General features: G+C 62.5%; 22 protein-coding genes and 1 tRNA gene. 19 read left to right on the top strand and 4 right to left on the bottom strand.

Annotation, left to right across the window (positions count from 1 at the left end; all coding sequences use genetic code 11):
* Nucleotide 1 precedes the first annotated feature (1 nt).
* From ACZ5RT_RS09190 to ACZ5RT_RS09260, 15 genes are all read left to right on the top strand, one after another.
* Nucleotides 2–976 carry an acetyl-CoA carboxylase carboxyltransferase subunit alpha gene (locus tag ACZ5RT_RS09190; protein ID WP_291925174.1) on the top strand — a complete coding sequence of 325 codons (975 nt, stop codon included), beginning with the start codon at nucleotides 2–4 and terminating at the stop codon, nucleotides 974–976.
* A gap of 29 nt (nucleotides 977–1,005) precedes the next feature.
* Nucleotides 1,006–1,947 carry a tRNA lysidine(34) synthetase TilS gene (gene tilS / locus ACZ5RT_RS09195; RefSeq protein WP_464452257.1) on the top strand — a complete coding sequence of 314 codons (942 nt, stop codon included), beginning with the start codon at nucleotides 1,006–1,008 and terminating at the stop codon, nucleotides 1,945–1,947.
* Between the two features lie 278 nt (nucleotides 1,948–2,225).
* The gene (locus tag ACZ5RT_RS09200; protein WP_422171497.1) at nucleotides 2,226–3,488 is read left to right on the top strand and encodes an aspartate kinase; all 1,263 of its coding nucleotides are present in this window, start codon (nucleotides 2,226–2,228) and stop codon (nucleotides 3,486–3,488) included.
* Between the two features lie 18 nt (nucleotides 3,489–3,506).
* Nucleotides 3,507–3,599 (top strand) — tRNA-Ser (locus ACZ5RT_RS09205).
* A 233-nt stretch (nucleotides 3,600–3,832) separates the two neighbouring features.
* Nucleotides 3,833–6,442 carry a YDG domain-containing protein gene (locus tag ACZ5RT_RS09210; protein ID WP_464452258.1) on the top strand — a complete coding sequence of 870 codons (2,610 nt, stop codon included), beginning with the start codon at nucleotides 3,833–3,835 and terminating at the stop codon, nucleotides 6,440–6,442.
* A gap of 75 nt (nucleotides 6,443–6,517) precedes the next feature.
* Nucleotides 6,518–6,850 (top strand): hypothetical protein, encoded by a 333-nt coding sequence (locus ACZ5RT_RS09215; RefSeq protein ID WP_422172522.1) that lies wholly within the window; start codon nucleotides 6,518–6,520, stop codon nucleotides 6,848–6,850.
* Entirely contained in the window at nucleotides 6,847–7,245 is a 399-nt protein-coding gene (locus ACZ5RT_RS09220) for a hypothetical protein (protein ID WP_464452259.1), read from the top strand. Before ACZ5RT_RS09215 ends, ACZ5RT_RS09220 begins: the two co-directional genes overlap by 4 nt.
* A 64-nt stretch (nucleotides 7,246–7,309) precedes the next feature.
* Entirely contained in the window at nucleotides 7,310–8,068 is a 759-nt protein-coding gene (locus ACZ5RT_RS09225; protein ID WP_464452260.1) for a substrate-binding periplasmic protein, read from the top strand.
* A 180-nt stretch (nucleotides 8,069–8,248) separates the two neighbouring features.
* Nucleotides 8,249–9,748 carry a sigma-54 interaction domain-containing protein gene (locus ACZ5RT_RS09230; protein ID WP_464452261.1) on the top strand — a complete coding sequence of 500 codons (1,500 nt, stop codon included), beginning with the start codon at nucleotides 8,249–8,251 and terminating at the stop codon, nucleotides 9,746–9,748.
* Nucleotides 9,749–9,952: 204 nt separating this feature from the next.
* On the top strand, nucleotides 9,953–11,140 hold the full coding sequence (locus ACZ5RT_RS09235) for a substrate-binding domain-containing protein (RefSeq protein ID WP_108426164.1): 1,188 nt from the start codon (nucleotides 9,953–9,955) through the stop codon (nucleotides 11,138–11,140).
* Nucleotides 11,141–11,276: 136 nt separating this feature from the next.
* Complete coding sequence (locus ACZ5RT_RS09240; protein WP_464452262.1) at nucleotides 11,277–12,041, top strand: ABC transporter ATP-binding protein; 765 nt, start codon at nucleotides 11,277–11,279, stop codon at nucleotides 12,039–12,041.
* On the top strand, nucleotides 12,038–12,778 hold the full coding sequence (locus ACZ5RT_RS09245) for an ABC transporter ATP-binding protein (protein WP_464452263.1): 741 nt from the start codon (nucleotides 12,038–12,040) through the stop codon (nucleotides 12,776–12,778). The genes ACZ5RT_RS09240 and ACZ5RT_RS09245 overlap by 4 nt, the downstream gene beginning before the upstream one ends.
* The gene (locus ACZ5RT_RS09250; RefSeq protein WP_464452264.1) at nucleotides 12,775–13,761 is read left to right on the top strand and encodes a branched-chain amino acid ABC transporter permease; all 987 of its coding nucleotides are present in this window, start codon (nucleotides 12,775–12,777) and stop codon (nucleotides 13,759–13,761) included. Before ACZ5RT_RS09245 ends, ACZ5RT_RS09250 begins: the two co-directional genes overlap by 4 nt.
* A gap of 10 nt (nucleotides 13,762–13,771) precedes the next feature.
* Nucleotides 13,772–14,872, top strand: coding sequence for a branched-chain amino acid ABC transporter permease (locus ACZ5RT_RS09255; protein ID WP_464452265.1), 1,101 nt, complete (start codon nucleotides 13,772–13,774; stop codon nucleotides 14,870–14,872).
* Complete coding sequence (locus ACZ5RT_RS09260; RefSeq protein WP_291926922.1) at nucleotides 14,869–15,735, top strand: alpha/beta fold hydrolase; 867 nt, start codon at nucleotides 14,869–14,871, stop codon at nucleotides 15,733–15,735. Before ACZ5RT_RS09255 ends, ACZ5RT_RS09260 begins: the two co-directional genes overlap by 4 nt.
* A 153-nt stretch (nucleotides 15,736–15,888) precedes the next feature.
* On the opposite strand, the gene hemH is transcribed toward ACZ5RT_RS09260, so the two are convergent.
* Nucleotides 15,889–16,977 (bottom strand): ferrochelatase, encoded by a 1,089-nt coding sequence (gene hemH, locus ACZ5RT_RS09265; protein ID WP_464452266.1) that lies wholly within the window; start codon nucleotides 16,975–16,977, stop codon nucleotides 15,889–15,891.
* A gap of 19 nt (nucleotides 16,978–16,996) precedes the next feature.
* On the opposite strand from hemH, the gene ACZ5RT_RS09270 reads away from it, so the two are divergent.
* Entirely contained in the window at nucleotides 16,997–17,704 is a 708-nt protein-coding gene (locus tag ACZ5RT_RS09270; protein WP_464452267.1) for an HAD family hydrolase, read from the top strand.
* 57 nt (nucleotides 17,705–17,761) lie between these two features.
* A complete protein-coding gene (locus ACZ5RT_RS09275; protein WP_464452268.1) occupies nucleotides 17,762–18,412 on the top strand; it encodes a glutathione S-transferase family protein in 651 nt (216 codons plus the stop codon).
* 44 nt (nucleotides 18,413–18,456) lie between these two features.
* Here ACZ5RT_RS09275 and fdxA read toward each other — a convergent pair whose 3' ends face one another.
* Genes fdxA through ytfE form a run of 3 tightly spaced genes read right to left on the bottom strand, consistent with a single transcriptional unit; the run spans nucleotide 18,457 to nucleotide 20,715 of the window.
* Nucleotides 18,457–18,780, bottom strand: coding sequence for a ferredoxin FdxA (gene fdxA, locus ACZ5RT_RS09280; protein WP_422172514.1), 324 nt, complete (start codon nucleotides 18,778–18,780; stop codon nucleotides 18,457–18,459).
* Between the two features lie 12 nt (nucleotides 18,781–18,792).
* Nucleotides 18,793–20,013 carry an NAD(P)H-dependent flavin oxidoreductase gene (locus ACZ5RT_RS09285; protein WP_422172513.1) on the bottom strand — a complete coding sequence of 407 codons (1,221 nt, stop codon included), beginning with the start codon at nucleotides 20,011–20,013 and terminating at the stop codon, nucleotides 18,793–18,795.
* A 3-nt stretch (nucleotides 20,014–20,016) separates the two neighbouring features.
* The gene (gene ytfE / locus ACZ5RT_RS09290) at nucleotides 20,017–20,715 is read right to left on the bottom strand and encodes an iron-sulfur cluster repair protein YtfE (RefSeq protein WP_422172512.1); all 699 of its coding nucleotides are present in this window, start codon (nucleotides 20,713–20,715) and stop codon (nucleotides 20,017–20,019) included.
* 165 nt (nucleotides 20,716–20,880) lie between these two features.
* On the opposite strand from ytfE, the gene ACZ5RT_RS09295 reads away from it, so the two are divergent.
* Both ACZ5RT_RS09295 and ACZ5RT_RS09300 read left to right on the top strand, forming a co-directional pair.
* Complete coding sequence (locus tag ACZ5RT_RS09295) at nucleotides 20,881–22,191, top strand: acyl-CoA dehydrogenase family protein (protein WP_464452269.1); 1,311 nt, start codon at nucleotides 20,881–20,883, stop codon at nucleotides 22,189–22,191.
* A 149-nt stretch (nucleotides 22,192–22,340) separates the two neighbouring features.
* Nucleotides 22,341–25,916: an LAGLIDADG family homing endonuclease gene (locus tag ACZ5RT_RS09300; RefSeq protein ID WP_464452270.1), complete on the top strand. Its 3,576-nt coding sequence runs from the start codon at nucleotides 22,341–22,343 to the stop codon at nucleotides 25,914–25,916.
* Nucleotides 25,917–25,972: the final 56 nt, after the last annotated feature.

Here is a 25,972-nt window from a genome sequence, read left to right on the forward strand (position 1 = left end):
CTTGGCCAAAAAGACATTTCTCGACTTTGAGCAACCCGTTGCCGAACTCGAAGCCAAGATCGAAGAGTTGCGTTACGTGCAGACCGAGTCGGCGGTGGACATCACCCTCGAAATCGACCAGCTGAGCAAGAAAAGCCAGCAACTGACCAAAGACATCTACAGCGATCTGACCCCCTGGCAGATCACCAAAATCGCCCGCCACCCCGAGCGCCCCTACACGCTGGACTACATCCACGGCATCTTCACCGACTTTGTCGAGATGCACGGCGACCGCCACTTTGCCGACGATTTGTCGATCGTGGGCGGCTTGGCCCGTTTCAACGGCCAGGCCTGCATGGTGCTCGGCCAGCAAAAAGGGCGCGACACGAAAGAGCGCACGCTGCGCAACTTTGGCATGAGCAAGCCCGAGGGCTACCGCAAAGCGCTGCGCCTCATGAAAACGGCCGAAAAGTTCAAGCTGCCCGTCTTCACCTTTGTGGACACGCCCGGCGCCTACCCCGGCATCGACGCCGAAGAGCGCGGCCAGTCCGAAGCCATTGGCCGCAACATTTTCGAGATGGCCCAGCTCGAAGTCCCGATCATCACCACCATCATTGGCGAAGGCGGCTCCGGCGGCGCATTGGCCATTTCGGTGGCCGATCAGGTGCTGATGCTGCAGTATTCGGTGTACTCGGTCATCAGCCCTGAAGGCTGCGCCTCGATTTTGTGGAAAACCAGCGACAAGGCCGAAGTGGCTGCCGATGCCCTGGGCATCACGGCGCATCGCCTCAAGGCCTTGAACCTGGTCGACAAAATCGTCAACGAACCCGTGGGCGGTGCCCACCGGGACCCCGAGCAAATGGTGTCCTTCCTCAAGCGCGCCTTGGGCGACGCCTGGCGTCAGGTGGCCGACCTCAAGCCCAAAGAGTTGCTGGAGCGCCGCTACGAGCGCCTGAACAGCTACGGCCGCTTCACCGACACCAAAGCGGGCAAATAAAACCGCAGGTGAGCCGTCAGGCTTCACACATGGCGCACACCTTTGAACAGGCCCTGGCTGATTTCAGCCCGGGCCTTCCTTTTGCCGTGGCGCTCAGCGGTGGCGCCGACTCGACCGCATTGCTTGTGGCCTGTGCACGGCGCTGGCCCGGGCAGGTGAGGGCGGTGCACATTCACCACGGCTTGCAAGCTGCTGCTGATGGCTTTGAGGCGCATTGCCGTGCGCTGTGTCTGGCGCTTGGGGTGCCACTGGCGGTGCGGCGCGTGCAAGCGGGCCATGCACCCGGCCAAAGCCCCGAAGATGCCGCCCGCCAAGCCCGTTATGCCGCGCTGGCCGAAGCGGTGCACAGCGAGTGGCCCGGGGTGCGCGATGTGGCCCTGGCCCAGCACGCCGACGACCAGGTGGAAACCTTGCTGATCGCGTTGTCGCGCGGCGCAGGCCTGCCCGGTTTGGCCAGCATGCCCGCGCATTGGCAGCGGCAGGGCCTGAACTGGCACCGCCCCTGCTTGGCTGTGCCGGGCGCCGCAATGCGCGAATGGCTGCACAGCCAGGGGCAAAGCTGGGTCGACGACCCCAGCAACACCGACGAGAAGTTCACCCGCAACCGCATCCGCGCCCGCGTCTTGCCCGCGCTGGCCGAGGCCTTGCCCGCTTTTCGTGAAACCTTCGCCCGCAGCGCCGCCCATGCCGCGCAGGCGCAAGAGGTGTTGAACGAAGTGGCGGCGCAAGACCTGGCGCAAGTGGGTGTGCCGCCGCGCATCCAGGCGCTGCAACAGCTCAGCCGCGCCCGCCAAGCGCTGGTGCTGCGCCACTGGCTGCGTCAACACCACGCCACCACGCCCAGTACCGCGCAGCTGCATGAACTGCTGGACCAGGTGGCAGCCTGCACCACCCGTGGACACCGCTTGCACCTGAAAGTGGGGCAGGGCTTTGTGCTACGGGCTGGGGCTTGTTTGTCTTATTTGGCTTGATGTGGCGTGCCTTCGGCGGGCATGGATACCCGCGTGCGCGGGTATGACCGATTTGCTTTGTCGCCCCCGACTCGATCGGAGGCCCATGCCTTCGGCTGCAAAGGTTACCCGCGTCGTGGGCATGAGCAGGGCGGTTTGTCGGGTCATGGAGGCGTCAGCCCGGTTGGTACAATCGACAGGCTTTGCTGGGGCCTCAACCCCTTTTGACGTGGGCAGTGCTGTCGTTACTTCATTTCCTGAAACCAGCGCCTGCTTTCTCCTTCTTTTCAGAACTACACATGGCTTTGATCGTTCACAAATACGGCGGCACCTCGATGGGCTCGACCGAGCGCATCCGCAACGTCGCCAAGCGCGTGGCCAAATGGACGCGTGCTGGCCACCAGATTGTGGTGGTCCCCAGCGCCATGAGCGGCGAAACCAACCGCCTGCTCGGCCTGGCCAAAGAGTTGGCCCCTGCCAAACCCGGCACGGACTACCACCGCGAACTCGACATGCTGGCCTCCACGGGCGAGCAGGCTTCGTCGGCCTTGTTGGCCATTGCGCTACAAGCCGAAGGCCAGCCTTCGGTCAGCTACGCAGGCTGGCAAGTGCCCATCAAGACCAACAGCGCCTTCACCAAAGCCCGCATCGAATCGATCGATGACGTGCGCGTGCGTGGCGACCTGAACGCAGGCAAGGTCGTGATCATCACCGGCTTTCAGGGCGTGGACGAGAACGGCAACATCACCACCTTGGGCCGTGGCGGCTCGGACACCTCGGCCGTGGCTGTGGCTGCAGCCCTCAAGGCCGACGAATGCCTGATCTACACCGATGTGGACGGCGTCTACACCACCGACCCCCGCGTGGTGCCCGAAGCCCGGCGTCTGCACACCGTGAGTTTTGAAGAGATGCTCGAGATGGCATCGCTCGGCTCCAAGGTTTTGCAAATCCGCTCGGTCGAATTTGCAGGCAAATACAAAGTGCCCATGCGTGTGCTGTCGAGCTTCACGCCCTGGGACATCGACATCAACGAAGAAGCCGCATCTGGCACCCTGATCACTTTTGAGGAAGACGAACAAATGGAACAAGCCGTCGTTTCCGGCATCGCATTCAACCGCGACGAAGCCAAAATCTCCGTGTTGGGCGTGCCCGACAAACCCGGCATTGCCTACCAAATCCTGGGCGCTGTGGCCGATGCCAACATCGAAGTCGACGTGATCATCCAGAACCTGAGCAAAGACGGCAAGACCGACTTCAGCTTCACCGTTCACCGCAACGACTACGCCAAGACCATCGACCTGCTCAAGGAAAAAGTGCTGCCCGCACTGGGCGCGGCAGAAGTTGCGGGCGACGCCAAGATCTGCAAAGTGTCCATCGTCGGCATCGGCATGCGCAGCCATGTGGGCGTGGCCAGCAAGATGTTCCGCAGCCTGAGCGAAGAGGGCATCAACATCCAGATGATCTCCACATCCGAAATCAAGACCTCGGTCGTGATCGATGAAAAATACATGGAATTGGCCGTGCGCGCACTGCACAAAGCCTTCGATCTGGATCAAGCCTAAGTTATAATTTGACCCACTGGAAACGTGACCGAGTGGCCGAAGGTGCTCCCCTGCTAAGGGAGTATGGGGTGTAGAGCCTCATCGAGGGTTCGAATCCCTCCGTTTCCGCCAAACAGCAAACCCCGCATCAGAGCAATCCGATGCGGGGTTTTGTTTTTGGCAATTTGATCATCAGTTTTGCAGTGCTCACCACCCGCTTTTCAGAGCGAATGGGCAGCAAATGGGTCAAGGTTTCATTTCTTTAAAACTAATTAAGAAACCAGAATCGAAACCTAAGAACATTTAAGACAGTTCTTGTCTGGCATGCGAGAAAATTGAGGCAATAAGTTTAAAAATTGCCAAAAATGAAATTCGCAAACAGTCGTTCTGAACGCTTTCGCCGTCTTCTCCAAGCCACGCACAAAGCCTCTCAATGGACCGTTTGGCTGGCTGTGCTCATCGCAGTACAGGGCGCTCAGGCGCAAACGGCGGGTGCCGGGCAAAAGCCGCTGCGCTTTGTTGACCTGACCCAGGCCGATGTGCTGGCCTTGCCCGCTTTTGAAATTGGCGATGCCGATGCCAGCGCCACCACACCGCCAGTCACTGGCACGGCCTTGTCCGAGTTCATCGAAAAAGCGCTCGAGATCAGCCCCCAGCTGCAGCAAGTGCGCGCACAACTGGCCACGGCCGAAGCGGGTCGCAAAGTGGCGCGGGCCGACTTGTTGCCCAGCTTGTCGCTGCGCCGCGCCACGGGCCCCGAAAAATCGCGCAACGTGGGCGAAGCCGCAGACAAACACACCTACAGCCAAAACGCGATCCGCCTGACGCAGCCGCTGATCAACGCCACCTTGTTCAACGAGTTCCAAGGCAGCCGCCAGGCCGAAGCTTCGGCCCAATACCGTTTGCAGGCGGCCTACGACAACGTGGTCATGTCGGTTTTGCGTGCCACGGTCGACGTGGCCACTGCCCGCTTGGTGCTGGACTTTTCCAACATCCAGCTCGCGCAGCTGCAAAACATCCTGACCTACCTCGAAACCCGTGTCAGTGTGGGTGCGGCCAGCCCCTCTGACCTGGAGCGTGCCCGCACCCGCGTCTTGAACGCCCGCCAGACTCGCATCGAGCAGCAGGCCAATTACCGCAACGCCACCCTGGAGTTGACGCGCCTGACCAGCCTCACACCGCAGGCCATTCGCTTGCCCGACACCGCGCGTTTCCCGGCCATCCCTGAGAGCTCGGCGCAGCTGCAAGCCTTGGCCATGGCCCAAAACCCCGAAATCCTGGCCCTCAAAAGCGATGTCGAAGCGCAGCAATCGCGCATCAAGGCCGAGATGTCCCGATACATGCCGGTGGTCGGCTCGCTGACCACCACCGCTGACATCAGCAAGAAGGACGTCACCCTCACCAGCATCACTGCGGCCAACAAGGTTTACGACGGCTACACCACCGCCAGCATCACCTCGGGGGCCATCACCACCGGAGTCGGCACCGAGACGCTGAGCGTCACTGGTTCGGGCACCTTCAGTGACCAGAACGCCGCCACTGGCAAAACCGTCACGGTGTCCGATGTCACAACACTCACCAAGGCCGATGGCACGGGCAGTTGGTCCAACTACAACCTGACCACCACCGGTTCGCTGACCACCACCGCTGACATCAGCAAGAAGGATGTCACCCTCACCAGCATCACTGCGGCCAACAAGGTTTACGACGGCTACACCACCGCCAGCATCACCTCGGGGGCCATCACCACCGGAGTCGGCACCGAGACGCTGAGCGTCACTGGTTCGGGCACCTTCAGCGACAAGAACGCCGCCACCAGTAAAACCGTCACGGTCTCCGATGTCACGGCGCTGACCAAGGCCGATGGCACGGGCAGCTGGAACAACTACAACCTGACCACAACCGGTCAGATGACCACCACCGCCGACATCACCAAAAAAGCGTTGACGGCCACTGCAACTGTGGCAGATAAGGTGTACGACGCTGGTGTGGCCGCGACCGTGAGCAGTACATCGAGCGTCGACATCATTTATGGTGACTCAGTCAGCATCAACCCGACTTTGGCCCTTTTCGTGGACAAGAATGTGGCGCGGGATTCTGACGGAAACGTCATGAACAAGACCGTCACTGTGTCGGGCCTTAGCTTGAATGGATCAGATGCGGGCAACTACAGCTTGCAAAACACCACGTTCACAGGTGTGGCCAAAATCACCCCCAAACCACTTTCCGCCTCTGGCGCAGTCGCCGACAAGATTTACGATGGCACCCTGCAAGCTTATCTGGGTGATTTGGGGGGCTCGGGTGTGGTGCCGGGCGATGGGGTCGTCTTCAAGGCAGCCAGTGCGCTGTTTGCGGATAAAAATGTAGCCCGCGATGGCAGCGGTCTGGTGCAGTCCAAAGCAGTCACGGTCAGTGGCTTGTCTTTGGCGGGGGCCGATGCCGGCAATTACCAGTTGTCTGCCAACAGTTTCACGACGCAAGCCAAAATTTTGCCCAAGACCTTGACGGCGCCGCTGTCGGTGCAGAACAAGACTTACGATGGCAACACCTCGGCCAGCGTGTCGATGGGTGCTTTGTCGGGTTTGGTGGGGGCAGAGTCGATCCAGGCAACCGCTTGGGGTTTGTTCGATACTGCGACTGCCGGCAGCAACAAGCCTGTTGTTGTGCGTTACCGCTGGTCGGATGGGGCCAATGGCGGTCTGGCGGGCAACTATGAGTTGCCGAGCCAAACCCTCACCGCCAGCATTTTGAGTCCCTCGGGCGGCAACCCGGTTCAACCGATGGTGGTGCCTACACCTTCTGCCGCCGGGGGGCTGAGCGTCATGTTCGGCGCTGCATCCGGGGTGGTTGAGCTGCCAATTCAGACGGCTTCGTCGGGCAATCGCCAGGGCTGCGGGGGCTCCAGCGGTCGTCAGGCCAGCATGTCGTGCCAACAATTTTTGTTGCCAACTCTTCGCAACCTGACGCCAGATTGACGGATTGCTCTTTGGGCTGGCTTGTTGGTGTTTTATTTAGAGGCATAAAATACGCATTTTTATGGCATTGATCGCATGAAACGCTTGGCGTGTCTGGTGTTGGGCTTGGCATCCACATGGGGGTGGGCTCAGTCGCGCGACGCGCTGCTTGATTTTTCGCTTGTGGCGCCGCCAGCCATCGACCGTCACAAAATCGTGCAGCCGGTGGTTCAGTGGGTGGTCAAGCCGGAGGCCGCTGACCATTGCGCACAAATCCAGGAGCACGATGGTTTTGCCGTCTGGCAAGAGGGGTGTGTGTATTGGTCTCGCGCCCAGTCCACATGCACCATCGTGACCACGGGGCGCACCACCCATTCTCAAGTGGGGCGATTGTTCCTGTTGTGTCTGAGTGGCGGAGAGCCAGCATGATCGGTGGGTTCCAGACATGGATTGTGGGTCTGATGGCTGTGCTGGTCGCCAGTCCAATGGCGCAAGCTCAGTCGGTCGATGTCAACGACATGCCCGATGCTGCTTTCGTCAAGCGTTTTCGCCCGCCCCTGGTGGACCGCATGCGGTTTGAGCCTTTGCCGCCAGATCAACGCATGCTCAACGAGCCCAAGGTCAAACTCCTGGCCCGCAAGGATGGGTATGAGTTCTGTTCGCGCATCACGGGGGTCCCGATCAGCCTGACTTCGCGCCCGATGGCTTGTGCATACTGGAACATCAAGCGCCGCGAGTGCACCGTGGTCACGCCGGAGGTGACGGGCTTCAACTACGTGGGGCATGAACTGCGTCACTGTTTTGAGGGGGCTTTTCATGATTGAAAATCGCACTCGTCAGTTGAATGGGGTTCAGGCAGAGGGACGCAGGGCGTGTTTGCAATGGGCCTTGTCTGCGCTTGTGGCTGGCGCCGTGCCTGCAGCACTGGCACAAGACAGCAAGCCCCGCATGAAGGTGGGCTTCATTGCCCGCTATCAGCCTTACAGTTTTGTTCAGGCCGATGGCCGCTTGACCGGTTTTGATGTGGAAGTGGTCAAAGCCTTGCTGGAGGTGGCAGGCTACGAGCTTGAACCGGTGATGGACACCTTGACGCATCTGCGCACCAAGCTGCAAAACGGTGAGATCGCTTTCATCGGTAACCAGCTGCTGGTCACGCCAGAGAATCGCCGTTATTTTGATTTTGTGCGGTCTTACGCCACGATCCAGTTGGTCAGCGTCTTGCATGAAGACGACGACCGGGATTTTCTGAGCCTGGACGACTTTGTGGGCAAAAAATTGGGTGTTTTGGCCAATACCGGTATTGAAGACCAGGCCCGTGGGGCTTTGGGTAAGGCGGTGCATGCGTTCGAGCGGATCGAAGACGCCTTCAAGGCCCTGGCCGATCGCAAAATCGATGCGGTGTTGGAAGAGAACCTGATTGCCGAGTATTTCATCGACCGCGATGGTCTGCCTCTGAAAGTGGGGGTGCCTTTTGCATCGCCCATTCGCGTAGGGCTTGCGGTGCCCAAAGGCCACAAAGAGATGGAGAGCCGTTTGACCCAGGCGGTGCAAAGTCTTGTGAAAGACAAAAACTTCAAAACCATCTCGAACCGCTGGTTCGGCTACGACGTCAGCCGCCCCCGGGTCTCGCACGCGGCCAGCACCTGAAGCCCCGCCCGTTTGTCAGTTCTGTGGGAGGCTGCCTCATGACAGAACAGTGGTGTTTGTGGGAGGCTGCCCCTGCGGCCGAATGGTGGTGCGGCACAAACGCCCGAGCCAGACCACACATTCGCGAGCAGGGGCTCGCTCCCACGAAGACCTGCTCCTGCGCCTCGTTAAGATCGTGGGATGCCTTTATCTGTAGATTCTGATTTGACGGGTTTGCCCAGAGATGCCCAGAGCATTTTGAACTTGGCGGCCAAATCATTGTTCGATGTTTTTGCCCATGCCAGCGAGGGCATGCTGCTGGTGGACCGCTCGGGCTGTGTGGTCTGGATCAACGACCAGTACCGCCGTTATCTGCCCGCCTTGGGCTTTGCCAGCGAGCAGGACTTTGTGGGCCAGCCGGTGGGCGAGGTGATTCAAAACACGCAGATGCAGCGTGTGTTGGAGACCGGAAAACCCATTCTGATCGACCTGCTGACCAACAAGGCGGGGACCTTTGTGGTCAGCCGATTTCCGCTGCGTGACGATGCCGGTCAGGTGATTGGGGCTTTGGGTGTGGTGTTGTTTGACCAGGCGCAGTCAAATTTGCAGCCGTTCTTGGCCAAGTTTTCCTTGATGCAGCGCGAATTGGACGAAGCCCGCGACGCCTTGGCGGTTCAGCGGCGTGCGGGATTGGGTTTGCGCCAGGCGCGGCACAGTTTTGCCAGCTTCATTGGTGCCAGTGCGCCCGTGGTGGCGCTCAAGCGCCAAGCCAGAAGGGCGGCTCAGTCCAGCAGCCCGGTGTTGCTGTTGGGCGAAACGGGCACAGGCAAGGAGTTGCTGGCCCACGCGATCCATGCCGCATCGCCGCGTGCCAAAGGCCCCTTGGTGAGCGTGAACATTGCCGCTGTGCCAGAGACTTTGCTCGAAGCCGAGTTTTTTGGTGTGGCCCCTGGCGCTTACACCGGGGCTGACCGCAAGGGGCGGGATGGCAAATTCAGGCTGGCAGATGGGGGCACCTTGTTTCTCGATGAGATTGGGGACATGCCCTTGGCTTTGCAGGCCAAGCTCTTGCGTGCCTTGCAAGAGGGTGAAATCGAACCTTTGGGTTCCAACCGCCTGGTGCCTTTTGATGCCCGTGTGATTGCGGCCACCTCGCGCGATTTGCCCAAGCTGGTGCAGGCTGGCCAGTTTCGGGAAGACTTGTTTTACCGCTTGAATGTGTTGCCTTTGCGGGTGCCGCCTTTGCGTGAGCGCGCCAACGACATTCCTGCTTTGCTGGAGGTCTTGGCCGAAGATCTGGCTTTGCGCAGCGACTTGCCGCACCCGGAATTCAGTGCACAGGCGGTGGCCTTGTTGTCGGCCCAGCATTGGCGCGGCAATGTGCGCGAGTTGCGCAACGTGATCGAACAGCTTTTGCTGCGCAGCGAAACCGGCGTCATGGATGTCGCCGAGGTCGAGTGGGTGCTGCGTGAATCGGGGCTCAGCCAGATATCACCTGTGCCTGCCGATGTGGGCATGCGTTCACTGAAGGGCGAGATCGTGGAGGCCGACGACACACCGCTGCAGCCTTTGTCGGAACAGGTGCAGGCTTTGGAGCGTTCGGCTGTGGCCAAGGCCCTGGCCTTGACCGGCGGCAACAAAGTGGCAGCGGCCAAAATGTTGGGCGTGTCCCGTGCCAAGCTGTACCAGCGCCTTGCTTGATTTGTCTGAATTCCAGGCAATTGTATTTTTATTGGTCATCTGAACTGTCTTTTAAAAATACACTCCATCTCGACCAATCGGGTACTCATGAAAAGTTCAATGCCGACAAGGACTTGGCGTGTGCCTGATAGCGGTGCGTGCTTGGCATAAGTTGTGCAAAGGCACAGGTTGACAACCGTCAGTCCATTCCAACAGGAGACCTCCATGTTCCGTCGACACCTCATTTCTCTGGCCGCATTGGCCGTGTCCAGTGCCTTGATGCCCGCCGCCATGGCGCAGGGCAAAGACATCAAGATCGCCCACATTTACAGCAAAACCGGCCCGCTGGAAGCCTATGGCAAGCAAACCCAGACCGGGCTCATGATGGGCTTGAGCTATGCCACGGGCGGCACCATGGAGGTTGCAGGGCGCAAGCTGGTGGTCATTGAAAAGGACGACCAAGGCAAGCCCGACTTGGGCAAGAACCTGCTGGCCGCCGCTTATGGCGACGACAAGGTGGACCTGGCCGTGGGTCCGACCGCCTCGCCTGTTGCGCTGGCCATGCTGCCCGTGGCCGAAGAGTACAAAAAGATTTTGCTGGTCGAACCGGCTGTGGCCGACTCGATCACGGGCGAGAAATGGAACAAATACATCTTCCGCACCGGCCGCAACAGCAGCCAGGACGCGATTGCCAACGCCGTAGCGGTAGACAAGGAAGGCGTGAGCATCGTCACCATGGCGCAGGATTCAGCCTTTGGCCGTGACGGTGTCAAGGCCTACAAGGACGCGATCAAGAAGGCCAAGATCGTGCACGAGGAGTACTTGCCGCCCGCCACCACCGACTTCACCGCGGGTGCGCAGCGCATGATCGACAAGCTGAAGGGCCAACCCGGCCGCAAGATCATCTTCATTATCTGGGCCGGCGGCAACCCGTTCAAGATCGCCGACATGGACTTGAAGCGCTACGGCATCGAGATCGCCACGGGCGGCAACATCCTGCCCGCCATGGTGGCCTACAAGCAGTTTCCCGGCATGGAGGGCGCGGCTTACTATTACTTCGGCATGCCCAAGAACCCTGTGAACGACGCCATGGTGGCCTCGCACTACCAGCAGTTCAAGTCGCCACCTGACTTCTTCACCGCAGGTGGCTTCTCGGCTGCGATGGCTTTGGTGACGGCGCTGAAAAAGACCAACGGCGACACCAACACCAACAAGCTCATCAGCACCATGGAAGGCATGAGCTTTGACACGCCCAAGGGCAAGATGACCTTCCGCAAGGAAGACCACCAGGCCATGCAGAGCATGTACCACTTCAAGATCAAGGTTGATCCCGCGTTCGCTTGGGGCGTGCCCGAGCTGATCCGCGAGATCAAGCCCGAAGAAATGAACGTGCCCATCCGCAACAAACGCTGATCGGGTGTCCTGTAGGTCGGTGGCTTTAGCCCCGACATGGTGCCCAAGCGAAGGCGCTTGTCGGGGCTGAAGCCGCCGACCTACAAAAATCACTTTCATTCGCACTGGCGGGTTCGCCCATTTTTGAATTGATCACATGCTTGAAACCCAAAACCTGACCGTGCGGTTTGGCGGTCATGTGGCGGTCAATGCGGTCTCGTGCCGCTTTGAACCCGGCACGCTGACCGCCATCGTCGGCCCCAACGGGGCAGGCAAAACCACCTATTTCAACCTGATCTCGGGGCAGTTGCCTGCGACCGATGGCAAGGTGCACTTGAACGGGCGCGAGCTGACCGGCTTGCCCGCTTCGGCACGCACCCGTGCTGGCCTGGGCCGGGCGTTTCAGCTGACCAATTTGTTTCCGAACCTGTCGGTGCTGGAGAACGTGCGCCTGGCCGTGCAGGCCACGAAAGAGGGTGCCCACCGCCGCGGTTTGAACCTGTGGAGCATCTGGAGCGACCACGCGGCGTTGACCAACCGTGCTTTGGACATTCTGCAATCCGTGTCGATGACCGCGCAGCAGGATGCCCCGGTGTCCAGCTTGCCGCACGGCGACCAGCGCAAGCTGGAAGTGGCGCTTTTGATGGCACTGGAGCCTTCGGTCTACATGTTCGACGAGCCCACGGCGGGCATGAGCCACGACGAAGCGCCGGTGATCCTGGACCTGATCCGCCAGCTCAAAAAAGACAAGACCAAAACCATCTTGCTGGTCGAGCACAAGATGGACGTGGTGCGCGAGCTGGCCGACCGCATCATCGTGTTGCACAACGGCGCTTTGGTGGCTGATGGCGAGCCGAACGAGGTGATCGCTTCACCCATCGTGCAAGAGGCTTATCTGGGTAAAGCCAGGGAGGCCGCATGAGCCAACCAGACATGAACACGAATTTGTTGACCCTCGAAGGCGTGCACACGCACATCGGGGCTTACCACATCCTGCACGGCGTGGACTTGGTCGTGCCGCGTGGCGAGCTGACCATGCTCTTGGGGCGCAATGGCGCAGGCAAGACCACCACGCTGCGCTCCATCATGGGTCTGTGGCAGGCCTCACAGGGGCGCATCAGCTTTGGCGGTGAAGACATCACGGCGCTGAACACGCCCGCGATTGCGCAAAAGAACATCGCCTATGTGCCTGAAAACATGGGCATCTTTTCCGATCTGACGGTCAAGGAGAACATGCTGCTGGCCGCCCGCAGCGCCAAGCACGCGGCGCAGATGGACGAAGCGCGGCTGCAGTGGATTTTCAAACTCTTCCCGGCAGTCGAAAAGTTCTGGAACCACCCGGCGGGCAAATTGTCTGGCGGACAAAAGCAGATGCTGGCCGTGTCGCGGGCCATTGTGGAGCCGCGCGATCTGCTGATCATCGACGAGCCCAGCAAGGGCCTGGCCCCGGCCATCATCCAGAACATGATCGACGCTTTTCAGCAACTCAAGGCCAGTGGCGTGACGATTTTGCTGGTGGAGCAAAACATCCACTTTGCGAAGCAACTGGGCGACTCCGTGGCCGTGATGGACAACGGCCGCGTGGTGCACGCAGGCCGCATGCAGGCGCTGGCCGAAGACGCGGCTTTGCAGCAATCCTTGTTGGGGCTGGCTTTATGAAGTTATTTCAAGATGTGGACATGCGTCCTTTGCTGCTGGTGCCGGTGCTGGCCTTGTTGGCCTTTCCCTTGATCGGCTCGGGCTCCACCTGGCTCACGCTGACCGTGGCCGGTCTGGCCATGGGCATGATCATTTTCATCATGGCCTCGGGCTTGACGCTGGTGTTTGGCCTGATGGACGTGCTGAACTTCGGCCACGGCCTGTTCATCGCGCTGGGCGCTTTTGTGGCCACCAGCGTGCTGGGCGCCATGGGCGACTGGACGGGCTCGGGCGAGTGGTGGCGCAACATGGTGGCGGTGCTGCCCGCCATGTTCATCGCCATGGCCGTGGCCGCTGCCGTGGGCTTGGCGTTTGAGCGCTTCATCGTGCGGCCTGTGTATGGCCAGCACCTCAAGCAGATCCTGATCACCATGGGCGGCATGATCATCGGCGAAGAACTCATCAAGGTCATCTGGGGGCCGCTGCAGATTGCTTTGCCTTTGCCTGAAGCCATGCGTGGCTCGGTGCTGTGGGGCGATGCGGCCATTGAAAAGTACCGCCTGCTGGCCGTGGCCGTGGGCCTGGCGGTGTTTGCCGCGCAAATGTGGGTGCTGGGCAGCACCAAGATCGGGCTGCTCATTCGCGCGGGCGTGCAAGACCGCGAGATGGTCGAGTCGCTCGGCTACCGCATCCGCCGCCTGTTTGTGGGCGTGTTCGTGGTGGGCAGTGCGCTGGCGGGTTTGGGCGGCGTCATGTGGGGCCTGTACCAGCAAAACGTGGTGCCGCAGATGGGCGCGCAGGTCAACGTGCTGATCTTCATCGTCATCATCATCGGCGGGCTGGGTTCCACGGGTGGGGCGCTGATCGGTGCCTTGCTGGTGGGCCTGATGGCCAACTACACCGGTTTTTTGGCCCCCAAGGTGGCGCTGTTTTCGAACATTGCGCTGATGGCAGCGATTTTGTTGTGGCGTCCGCAGGGGGTCTACCCCGTGGCCAACCGCTGAAGGGCTGGACATGTTGAACCGTTTGATTTCCAACGACCAGCCGCGCAGCCGTTTACTCGCAGCGGTGCTGGTTTTGATTTTGCTGGGCCTGGCCTTTGCTCCGTTTTTTTTTCCTGGCGTCAAAGCCTTGTCGGTCGCAGCCAAGGTGCTGATTTTTGTGGTGCTGGTGGTCGGCTTTGATTTGCTGCTGGGCTACACCGGCATCGTGAGTTTTGCCCACACCATGTTCTTTGGCATCGGGGCTTATGGCATCGCCATCTCGTCCAACACCTGGGGGCCGACCTGGGGTGCCATCGGTTTGGGCTTTGCGCTCTCGCTGGGCCTGACGCTCGCGCTATCGCTGGCCATTGGCCTGTTTTCGCTGCGGGTGCGGGCCATCTTTTTCGCCATGATCACGCTGGCGGTGGCGGCAGCCTTCCAGACGCTGGCCTCGCAGCTGTCCGACTTCACTGGCGGCGAGGACGGCCTGAGCTTCAAGCTGCCTGAGGTCTTGTTGCCCAGCACCGAGTTCAGCGAGGAGCCATTTTTAGGCGTGTCCCTTGACGGGCGTTTGCTGTGCTATTACCTGCTCTTCGTGCTGGCTTTGGGCATGCTGCTGGCCATGCTGCGCATCGTCAACTCGCCGTTTGGCCGGGTGCTGCAGGCTATCCGCGAAAACGAGTTCCGTGCGGAGGCCATTGGCTACCGCGTGGTGGTGTACCGCACGCTGTCGAGCGTGCTGTCGGCCTTGTTTGCCTGTGTGGCCGGGGCCATGCTGGCACTTTGGCTGCGTTACAACGGGCCGGACACCTCGCTGAGCTTTGAAATCATGATGGATGTGCTGTTGATCGTGGTGATCGGCGGCATGGGCACGGTCTACGGCGCGGCGATTGGCTCGGTGCTGTTCTTGCTGGCGCAAAGCTATTTGCAAGACCTGTTGCGTCTGGCCAGCGAGGCGGCTGCGGCCTGGCCTTTGTTGTCGGCTTTGTTATCGCCTGACCGCTGGCTGCTGTGGCTGGGCTTGTTGTTCGTGCTGTCGGTGTATTACTTCCCGACCGGGGTGGTGGGGCGCTTGCGCGTGCGCGCGGCCCTCAAGCAGCGCGGCAAGCCAGACGTTCAGGAGGCCGCATGAGTTTCACTTCCAACTACATCCGCTGCGCCGGGCTGGAAATCCATTACACCGACTGGGGCAAGGCCGACAAAGGCACGGTGATCGCCTGGCATGGCCTGGCCCGCACGGGCCGCGACATGGACGAGCTGGCCGCGCACCTGAGCCAGCGTGGCTGGCGCGTGATTTGTCCGGACACCGTGGGACGCGGTTTGTCGCAATGGAGCGCTGACCCGAAAAACGAGTACTGCCTGGCCTTTTACGCCCGCCTGGCGCGTGAGTTGATGGACGGCTTGCAATTGCGTGCCGTGCATTGGGTGGGCACCTCCATGGGGGGGGCGATCGGCACCGTGTGCGCGGGCGGCCTGGTGGAGCCCACGCTCAAACACCGCATCTTGAGCCTGACCCTGAACGACAACGCGCCGCAATTGGCGCAAGCGGCCATTGACCGCATCAAAGCCTATGCGGGCAGCCCGCCCAGCTTTGCGACGGTGACCGAACTGGAGGCTTTTTTGCGCCAGGTCTACAAGCCCTTTGGCTGGCTCAGCGATGCGCAATGGCGTCGGTTGACCGAGACTTCGGTGCGCCGCCTGCCGGATGGCCGCATCACGCCGCATTACGACCCGGCCATGGCGATGCAGCTGACGGCGCACACCAACGATTACCTGATTTGGGCGCACTACGACGCACTCAAACTGCCTGTGCTGCTGTTGCGCGGGGTGGAGTCGGATTTGGTGCTGCCCGAGACAGTGACCGAAATGCGCGTTCGCGGGCCGGGTGCGCTGGGCCTGCTGCGGCACATCGAGGTACCCGGCTGCGGTCATGCTCCGGCCTTGAATGTGCTGCAACAACTCGAGTGGGTGACGGAGTTCATTGAATCAGCTTGAGTGCCCATTCGCGAGCAGGGGCTCGCTCCCACCAAGACAAATCCCTGGTGCCGTGTGGGAGGCTGCCCCTGCGGCCGAATGGTGGTGCGGCACAAATGCCCGAGCCAGACCACACATTCGCGAGCAGGGGCTCGCTCACACGACACGCAGGAATCAGGCTTTAGCGCCGTGCGCCAAAGCCCGTGCACGGCTGGCGGTCAAGGCTTTCTCGTCTGGCGCTGACAGGTCCCAGCCCTGCATGTGGCCCAAGCTGATGTCGGCCAGAGCCTCGATCCACTGGGCGTGGTTGTTCAGGCAGGGGATGTAGCTGAAGCTTTCGCCGCCTGCGTGCAAAAACGCCTCTTGGGCTTCTTGCTGAATTTCTTCCAGTGTCTCCAGGCAGTCGCTGGTGAAGCCAGGGCAGATCACGTCGACTTTTTTCACGCCTTGCTGCGCCATGGCGATCAGCGTGGGCTCGGTGTAGGGCTCCAGCCACTTGGCCTTGCCAAAGCGTGACTGGAAGGTGAGTTTGTACTGGTCTTTGGACAGGCCCAGTGCTTCGGCCAGCAAGCGGCCGGTTTTCATGCATTCGCAGTGGTAGGGGTCACCCAGTTGAAGGGTGCGCTCGGGCACGCCGTGAAAGCTCATGACCAGTTGCTCGGCCTGGCCGTGGGCGGCCCAATGTGCCCGCACCGTTTGCGCCAGCGCGGCAATGTACCGTGGGTCGTCGTGGTAGCGGTTGACAAAGCGCAGCTCGGGGATGAGCCGGGTTTTCAGGCCCCAGCGGTAAACCGCGTCGAACACGCTGGCCGTGGTGGTGCCACTGTATTGCGGGTAGGCGGGCACGATCAGCACGCGCTGCACGCCTTCGGCCTTCAAGGCGCTCAGTTGCTCGGGGATGGACGGCTGGCCGTAGCGCATGGCGTAACGCACGGTGACGTGGTGACCACGCTCTTGCAAGGCAGTGCCCAGCGACTGGGCCTGTTGTTCGGTGAAGGCTTTCAGAGGCGAGCCCTGCTCGGTCCAGATGCTGGCGTATTTGGCCGCCGATTTGGCCGGGCGCACGCGCAAGATGATGCCGTGCAGGATCAACCACCAGATGGGTTTGGGGATCTCGACCACGCGGCTGTCGCCCAGAAACTCGGCCAGGTACTTGCGCAGGGCTGGGGCGGTGGGTGCGCTGGGCGTGCCCAGATTGCAATACAGCACCGCGGTGCGGGCGGCCTGACCATGCTGGAAGGAGGGTTCTTGTTGAAATGCCATGCGGTATTCTCCCACCACCATGATTGACATTTCCCGAATCAAAGCCATTACCCTCGATCTGGACGACACTTTGTGGCCCGTTTGGCCCACGATTGGCCGGGCCGAGGTGGTTTTACAGACCTGGCTGAGCGCTCATGCCCCCGGTGCGGCAGCACTGTCGGCCGATGCCGAACTCAAAAAAGCCATCCGCGCCGAAATCAACGCCCGCCACGCCGACCGCGCGCATGATTTGTCGTTTCTCCGTCGGGAGTCGATCCGTGCCATGCTGCAGCAAGCCGGGGAGCCCGTGCACCTGGCCGAGGCGGCTTTTGAGGTGTTTTTTGCCGAGCGCCAGAGGGTCGATTTGTTTGATGATGCGCTGCCCGCGCTGGCATTCTGGAGCCAGCGCATGCCGGTGGTGGCGCTGTCGAATGGCAATGCCGATGTGCACCGCGTGGGCATTGGCCAGCACTTTCACGCCAGCGTGAGTGCCCAGTCGCTGGGCGTGGCCAAGCCGGACCTGCGTATTTTTGTGGCGGGTGCCGCAGCGGCGGGTGTGCAGCCGCATGAGGTGCTGCACATCGGCGACGACGCGCACGCTGACTGCGTGGGGGCTTTGGCCGCAGGCATGCAGGTCGCCTGGCTCAATCGCGAAGGCCACGACTGGACCCATGGCGACACCCGCCCGCACCTGGAAGTGCGAGACTTGCACGCGCTGTGCGCCAGCTGGCCTGACTACACCTTGTAGGTCGGCGGCTTCAGCCCCGACATGGGACCTATGCGATTGAAATGTCAGGAGACGGACATGACTTTGAAAATTTACGGCATCAGTGCATCCCGCGCCGCGCGGCCCTTGTGGGCCGCATTGGAACTGGGCGTGCCCTTTGAGCACATCGCCATGACTTACAAAGCGGGTGCGACACGCACGCCCGAATTTTTGGCGCTCAACCCCAATGGCCACGTTCCGGTGGTGGTGGACGAGCGCCCCGAAGGCGCGGTCACGGTGTGGGAGAGCATGGCGTGTGTGCTGTACATCGCCCGCGTGCATGGCCGTGCCGATGGCCAGTCGATCACACCGGCCAACGCCCGCGAGGAAGCCGAAGCCTTGCGCTGGAGTTTCTGGGCGGTGACCGAGCTGGAAAATGACGCGCTCACTGTGTTGATGCACCGCATGGCCATGCCCACAGAGCAGCGCAAACCGGAATTGGCCGCGCAGGCCGAAAACCGGTTGAAGGTGCCGCTGGCCGTGCTGGAATCACACCTGCAGGCGCAACACGCACAAGGCGAAGCCTACCTGGCGGCCAACCGCTTCACGGTGGCCGATGTGTGCGTGGCCAGTGTGGCCAACTGGATTCGCCCTGCCGCTGCGCTGCTGGCGCAATACCCGGCGGTGTCCAGCTGGTTGCATGCCTGCGTGGAGCGGCCTGCCCAAAAGCAGGCCCGGGCGATGAAGTGATCCGGGGCCGTGCAGCACAGGCCAGGGCGCCGCTTCCAGGTCAGTCAAAGCCCGACTTCTGAGCGCTTGTGGCGCACGGTGGCCCAGGCATCGGCATCGGGCAAGGCGGGTTTGGCTCGCGAAATCGTTGGCAGCAGCCGGGCCTGCTTGGCATTGAAGGCGGTAAAAACCTGCTGCTCTGGCGGCACGTCTTCTTCGGCGAAGATGGCTTCGACCGGGCATTCAGGCACACAGACCGCGCAGTCGATGCAGTCGTCCGGGTCGATGACCAAGAAGGTACCGCCTTCGCGGAAGGCGTCGACTGGGCACACGGCCACACAGTCGGTGTATTTGCAGCGGATGCAGGCTTCGGTGACAACAAAGGTCATGGTCTTCTGCGCTCAGGCTGCGCCGAGCGGGGCAGGCGTGAGCAGGTGCCGCACCAGATCGGCCACGCCGCGGATCTGCTCGCCAAAGGGCAGGCGCCCGGTGCCGCGGAAGAACAGGCCGCGGTCGGCGTCGCCATCCATGGCGTGGCCGAGTTGCTGGTCGATGCAGAACTGACCGATGCCCGAAAGCCCGTCGCGCAGCCCGCAGGTTTGCAGGCAGTCGAACGACATATTGCATCGGGCCTTGCGGTGGGCGCGCTCCTGCAGGATGGGCAGGATGCGCAGGTACTTGTCCAGCCAGGGCGTGCGCACCGCACGTGCCGGCAGACCGGCCACGCTGGTGAATTCCACAATGTCCTGCGGCCGCGCCTGCGCCAGGATGCGCTTGAAGACTTCGGAGGCGTCGCATTCCTCGGTCACGGCAAAGGCGGTGCCCAGCTGCACGCCGGCCGCGCCCAGGCCCTGCAGCCGGGCGATGTCGGCGTGGCTGTTGATGCCGCCGGCGGCGATCAGCGGGATGTCGCGCTCGTAGCCCGCCTGCTTGAAAAACTCGCGCACCTGCGGGATGACCACCTCGAAGTCAAAACGGCCGTCGTTCAGGTCGGCCACCTGGGCTGCGCCGAGGTGGCCACCGGCCAAGCGCGGGTGCTCGATCACGATGGCGTCGGGCAGGCGGCCTTTCTTTTCCCATTTGCGCACCAGCAGCTGCACGCCGCGCGCGTCCGACAGGATCGGGATCAGTGCCACATGCGGGTGTTCGCGCGCGAGCTCGGGCAGGTCCAGAGGCAGGCCTGCGCCCACCACCAGCGCATCGGCACCGCTTTGCAGCGCCTGCTGCACATAGGCTGCGTAAGCGCTGAGCGCCTTCATCACGTTCACCGCGATCCAGCCTTGGCCCCTCGCGGCTTGGCGGGCTGTGCGGATTTCGCGGTCAAGTGCGTGCAGGTTGGCCGCGTTGATGCGTTCGCGCGCATCGGGCTCTTTGTCCAGATGTGCGGTTTGTGCCATCAGGTCGGTGTGGCGGCGGCGCAGGTCCACCGACGAAATCGTGCCCATGCCGCCCAGCCGCGCCACGGCCGAGGCCAGGCCCGAGGCCGACACACCAACGCCCATGCCGCCCTGCACGATGGGCAGCAGGGTTTTGCCGCAGATGCGCAGCGGGCGCAGTCCGGCGGATTCGGTCATGTTCAGCCACTGCCGGGCTGAGGCCCTGCGGTCCAAGGGGGCGTTCATGGCTCAGTGCTGGGCCTGGCCTTCAAAGGCCGGGAACAGCAGGTTGTTTTCTGTGTGGATGTGCTCGATCAGGTCTTCGGTCAGACGGGCGGTGCCTGCGTACAGCGCTTGCCAGGTGTTGCAGGCGCCTGCAGGCGGTTGGTGCTGTGTGGTGAGTTCGGCCAGGCGTTCGATCTGTGCGCCGTGGCTCACATGCTCGTGGCGCATCATGCCAATCGGGTGCACCACCATCGGGTGGCCGCCTTGCTGGAGCAGGGGAAACAAAATCTGTTCTTCCTTGGCCATGTGGTCCAGCAACTCTTGCGCCATGGTCTCCAGGTGGTCGGCCAGGCCGCGTGGCACTTCGGGGTGGTCTCGGTGCACGGCTTCCACACGGCGGGCCATGCGGACCAACTCGGGCAACTGCTGGCGGTGCACCTCGTGGTAGCGCTGCAGGATGTGGTCGATCAGCTCGCTGGCCGTGGGGGTTGGGGGCAGGGTGGCCGTGTGTTGCAGCGCGTTCAGGGTCTGCAAGACCTGCTCGGTGTCCAGGCCTTTGTCGGCGCAGGCTTGGGCCAGGGGCTGTTGTCCGCCGCAGCAAAAGTCCAGCTTGAGCTTGCGAAAGATGGCAGTCGCCCCGGGAATCTGCACGGCGATGGCGCCGATGCTTTGCTGGGCTTGCACGTCCCTGGGTGTGAGCATCTGTGTGGTGGCGGAAGTCATGTGGGGTCCTTTAAACATTCATTGAAGGTGAATCTATTATCAGATAAGATTCATTCGATGTGAATATTTTCCCTACAGCTTTTCAGGTATTCGGCCTCCTTCCAATGCACGATGGTGGTGGGACGATTGTTCAGGCACGCTATGGGGACTGTCAGGAGAAGAGACATGGATTTTTCGCCATCCCCTCAAGCGCGTCAGTGGCACGAACGCCTGCAGGCCTTCATGGCGCGTTATCTGCTGCCGTACAACCCGGCATGGCATCAATCGGTGAAAGACGGCGTGTTTCCGCCGCCGTTCGTGGCCGATCTGAAATCGCTGGCGCAGGAAGAAGGTTTGTGGAACCTGTTCTTGCCGGGCTTGCCAGCGGGTGAGCCGGGCAATGGCCTGAGCCACCTGGATTACGCCCCGCTGGCCGAAACCATGGGACGACTGCCTTGGGCGGCCGAGGTTTTCAATTGCAACGCACCCGACAGTGGCAACATGGAACTGTTGCACCGCTTTGCCAACCCAGCGCAGCGGGTGCAGTGGCTCGGGCCTTTGCTGCATGGCCAGATCCGTTCGGCCTTTGCCATGTCCGAGCCCGATGTGGCCTCGTCCGACCCGACCAACCTGCAAACCACGCTGCAGCCCGATGGGCAGGACTGGGTCTTGAATGGACGCAAATGGTTCATCACCGGGGCCGCACACCCGCATTGTCAACTGCTGATCGTGATGTGCCGCCATGCCGACCCAGCGGGGCATGCGGGTGACAACGCTGCCAACCCCGCGGCACACCAGCAACACAGCATGGTGCTGGTGCCTGTCCACACCCCGGGGGTCGAGGTGGTGCGCAACATCCCGGTGGTGCACCACCTGGCACCCGAAGGGCATTGCGAAATCGTGTTTCGCCAGGTGCGCATTCCCAAAGACCATTTGCTCGGGGCCTGGGGACAGGGTTTTGCCATGGCGCAGGCGCGCCTGGGGCCTGGGCGGGTGCACCACTGCATGCGCACCATCGGTCAGTGCGAACTGGCGCTGGAGATGGCCACCGAGCGTGCACTTGAACGCACCGCGTTTGGCAAGCATTTGTCTGACCAGTCCAACGTGCAGGACTGGCTGGCCGAGTCCCGGCTGGAGATCGATCAGGCGCGGCTTTTGGTGCTCAAGACCGCCTGGATGCTGGACCGTGGTGATGCGCCTGCAGCCGAGCTGCGGGCCCAGGTCTCGGGCATCAAGGTCGTGGCGGCCAGGCTGCAAACCCGGGTGGTGGACCGTGCGATGCAGGTCTTTGGGGCCATGGGCCTCTCGCCCGACACGCCGCTGGCGTATTTCTGGACCTGGGGCCGCGCCATGCACCTGATGGACGGCCCGGACGAGGTGCACCTGCGCACTGTGGCGCGCCACGAAATTGCCCGCGCCCGCGAGCGGCTGGGCGCCTCGGCGGCCTGGTTCACCACTCCCGAACAGATGCGGGCCGAACCGCATTTGAGGGCCTGAACGGGCCCCTTTTTACCTCAAAAATCGTGGTTGCGGGGAGCGATTTTCGGTCCACAATCCACCCCCTTCAGCGAACGCCAGACCCCCAAAGCATATTCGAATTTCACATCATGAACAGTCCACTCGACCACCCCCAAATTGCCCCAACCATGACCCCACTTCCAGCCCAGCCCATCAGCACCGATGTGCTGCGCGAGAAGTACCTCAAGCACGGTGAAACCACGGTCGAAGCGTTGTACGACCGCGTGGCCCGTGCCCTGGCCAGCGTGGAAAAACCCGAGCTGCGTGCCGAATTCGAAGCCAAATTCCGCCGCAACCTCGACGCCGGTGCCATCGGCGCGGGCCGCATCATGAGCGCGGCGGGCTCCGGCATTCAGGCCACGCTGATCAACTGCTTTGTGCAGCCCGTGGGCGACTGCATCCAGGGCGTGGACGACGACGGCTACCCCGGCATCTACGAAGCCCTGCGCGAAGCGGCCGAGACCATGCGCCGCGGCGGTGGCGTGGGCTACGACTTCTCGCGCATCCGTCCCAAGGGCGCGCGCGTCAAGGGCACGGCGTCGACCGCGTCCGGCCCCTGCAGCTACATCAATGTGTTCGACCAGTCGTGTGCCACGGTCGAGAGCGCGGGCGCCCGTCGCGGCGCGCAGATGGGCGTGCTGCGCATCGACCACCCGGATGTGCTCGAATTCATCACCGCCAAGCGCACGCCCGGCCGCTGGAACAACTTCAACGTCTCGGTGGGCGTGACCGATGCCTTCATCGAGGCGGTGCAACAGGGCCAAACCTGGGACCTGGTCCACCCGGCCGAGCCCGGTGCTGATCAGATCGAGCAAGGTGCCCACCAGCGCGCCGACGGCCAGTGGGTGTACCGCACGTTGCCCGCGCAGGAGCTCTGGGACACCATCATGCAGTCAGCCTACGACTTCGCCGAACCCGGCATTTTGTTTTTGGACCGCATCCAGACCGACAACAACCTGCGCGCGCTGGAGTCGATCAACGCGACCAACCCCTGCGTGACGGCCGACACCTGGATCATGACCGATGCCGGCGCCCGCCAGGTGCACGAGCTGATCGGCCAGCCCTTCAACGCGCTGGTCAATGGACAGGCCTATCCGGTGGAAAGCACCGGCTTTTTTGCCACCGGCACCAAGCCGGTGTTCGAGCTGCAGACCCGCGAAGGCCAGCGCCTGCGCCTGACGGCCGACCACCGCGTGCGCCGCGTGGCGCATCAAACGCGGTACACCCAGACGCTGGACTGGACGCCCGCCGAGCGCCTGCAGCCGGGCGACCAGATCGTGCTGAACGACCACCGCGCTGCCTTCGGCTGGGCCGGCCCGGGCACCGAAGCGCAGGGCTACCTGATGGGCCTGTTGATCGTTGACGGCACGCTCAAGGCCGACAAGGCCGTGATCTCCGTCTGGGCGCCCGAGCTGCGCGCCGTGGGGCAGGGCGCGGCCGTGGTGGCCCGCAGCGGCGCAGACGGCGTGATCGAAGCGGCCGAAGCCGCCATGGCCAGTCTGCCGCACCGCGCTGACTTTGCCGGCTTTCAGCGCCCGGTGGCCGGCCGCGGCGAGCGCCGCATGGCCAGTGCCAGCCTGCGCGACCTGGCCCTGAGCCTGGGCCTGCAGCCCGGTGCCAAGACCCTCACGCCCGAGATCGAGCGCCAGTCGTCCGACTTTTATGCCGGCCTGCTGCGCGGTCTGTTTGACGCCGACGGCAGCGTGCAGGGCAGCCAGAGCAAGGGCGTGAGCGTGCGCCTGTCGCAAAGCGACGAAGCCCTGCTGCGCAGCGCCCAGCGCATGCTGCAGCGCCTGGGCATTGTGTCGACGCTCTACACCGAGCGTCGCCCCGCCGGTCTGCGCCTGTTGCCTGACGGCCAAGGCGACCAGCAGGCCTACGCAACGCAAGCCCAGCACGAACTCGTCATCAGCGGCGAAAACCTGCGCACCTTTGCCGAGCGCGTGGGCTTTGCCGACACCGACAAGGCCGAGCGCCTGCAGGCCGCCCTGGCCGGCTACAAGCGGGACCTCAACCGCGAGCGCTTTACTGTCACCGTCTCGGCCCTGGTGCCCTGCGGCGAGGAGCCGGTGTACGACGTGACCGTGAGCGATGTGCACGCCTTTGACGCCAACGGCCTGGTGGTGCACAACTGCGGCGAGCAACCCCTGCCCCCCTACGGTTGCTGCGACCTCGGCCCCATCATCCTGCCCAAATTTGTGCGCAACGCCTTTGGTCATGGCGGCGAAGCGCGATTTGACTTCGAGGCCTTTGCCCAGAGCGTGGCCTTGCAGGTTCGCGCGCTGGACAACGTGCTCGAACTCACCCATTGGCCGCTGCCGCAGCAAGAGCGCGAGGCGCAAGCCAAGCGCCGCATCGGTGTGGGCTTTACCGGCCTGGGCGACACCTTGGTCATGCTGGGCCTGCCCTACAACGCGCCGCAAGGCCGTGAGATGGCGCGCCGCATTGCCGAATGCATGCGCAACGCCGCCTACCTCGCCTCGGTCGAACTGGCGGTAGAAAAAGGCCCGTTCCCGCTGTTTGACGCCAAGACCTACCTGGCCGAAGGCACCTTTGCCAGCCGCCTGCCCGACGAGATCAAGAAGCAGATCAAGAAGCACGGCCTGCGCAACAGCCACCTGCTGTCGATTGCGCCCACCGGCACCGTGAGCCTGGCCTTTGCCGACAACGCCTCCAACGGCATCGAGCCGGCCTTCAGCTGGACCTACACCCGCAAGAAGCGCGAGGCCGACGGCTCGCGCAGCGAGTACGAGGTGCAGGACCACGCCTGGCGCCTCTACCAGTCGCTGGGCGGCGACACGACCCGATTGCCGCCTGCTTTTGTGGGCGCGCTGGAGATGAGCGCCGAAGACCACATCGCCATGATGCAGGCGGTGCAGCCCTACATCGACACCTCGATTTCCAAGACGGTGAACGTGGCGGCCGACTACCCGTATGAGGACTTCAAGCAGCTGTACCTGCAGGCCTGGACGGCGCGCCTCAAGGGCCTGGCCACCTACCGGCCCAACAGCATTCTGGGCGCGGTGCTCGAAGTCAAACCGGCCGAAGCCCCGGCGGCCCCGGCCCTCACGCCCGTTGCAGAAGCAGCCCCGGAAGTGGACCCGATGCGCACGGTGATCGAAAGCCGCCCGCTGGGCGCGCTCGATGCGGTGGCCGAAAAGATCGAATACTGGACCAGCGAAGGCGCCAAGTCGCTGTACCTGATCGTGTCCTTCCTGCCCGTCTCGCGCGGCGAGGGCAAAGGCACGGTCGACCGCGCCATCGAGTTCTTCATGCCGGTGGGCCAGAGCGGTGAGTCGCAGCAGTGGATCACCGCCAGCATGCGATTGCTGTCGCTGGCCGCGCGTGGCGGCTTTCTGGAGCGGGGGCTGTCGGACATGCGCAAGGTCGCCTGGGACCGCGGCCCGGTGCGCTGTGGCCACAAGGTGCGCGAAGATGGCACCCGCGTGCCGCTGTGGCACGACTCCGAAGTGGCGGCCATCGCCTGGGCCATCCAGAACATCCTGGCGCTGCGTGCCCAGCGCCATGCAACGGCCGACCAGATGACGCTGCCGCTGCTCGATGTGCCAGAGCCTGCACCCACCGCCCCAGCCAGCAGCGTGATGGCCGGCAAGAAATGCCCGGACTGTGGCGCGCACGCCGTCATCAAGAAAGACGGCTGCGACTACTGCACGCAGTGTGGGTTTGTGGGGGCTTGTGGGTGAGAGCGAAGTCCAAGGGTGACCGAGTCGGTCATAAAATGCACTCGTCATGAATATTT

This window comes from Limnohabitans sp. TEGF003 (genome assembly GCF_055395455.1).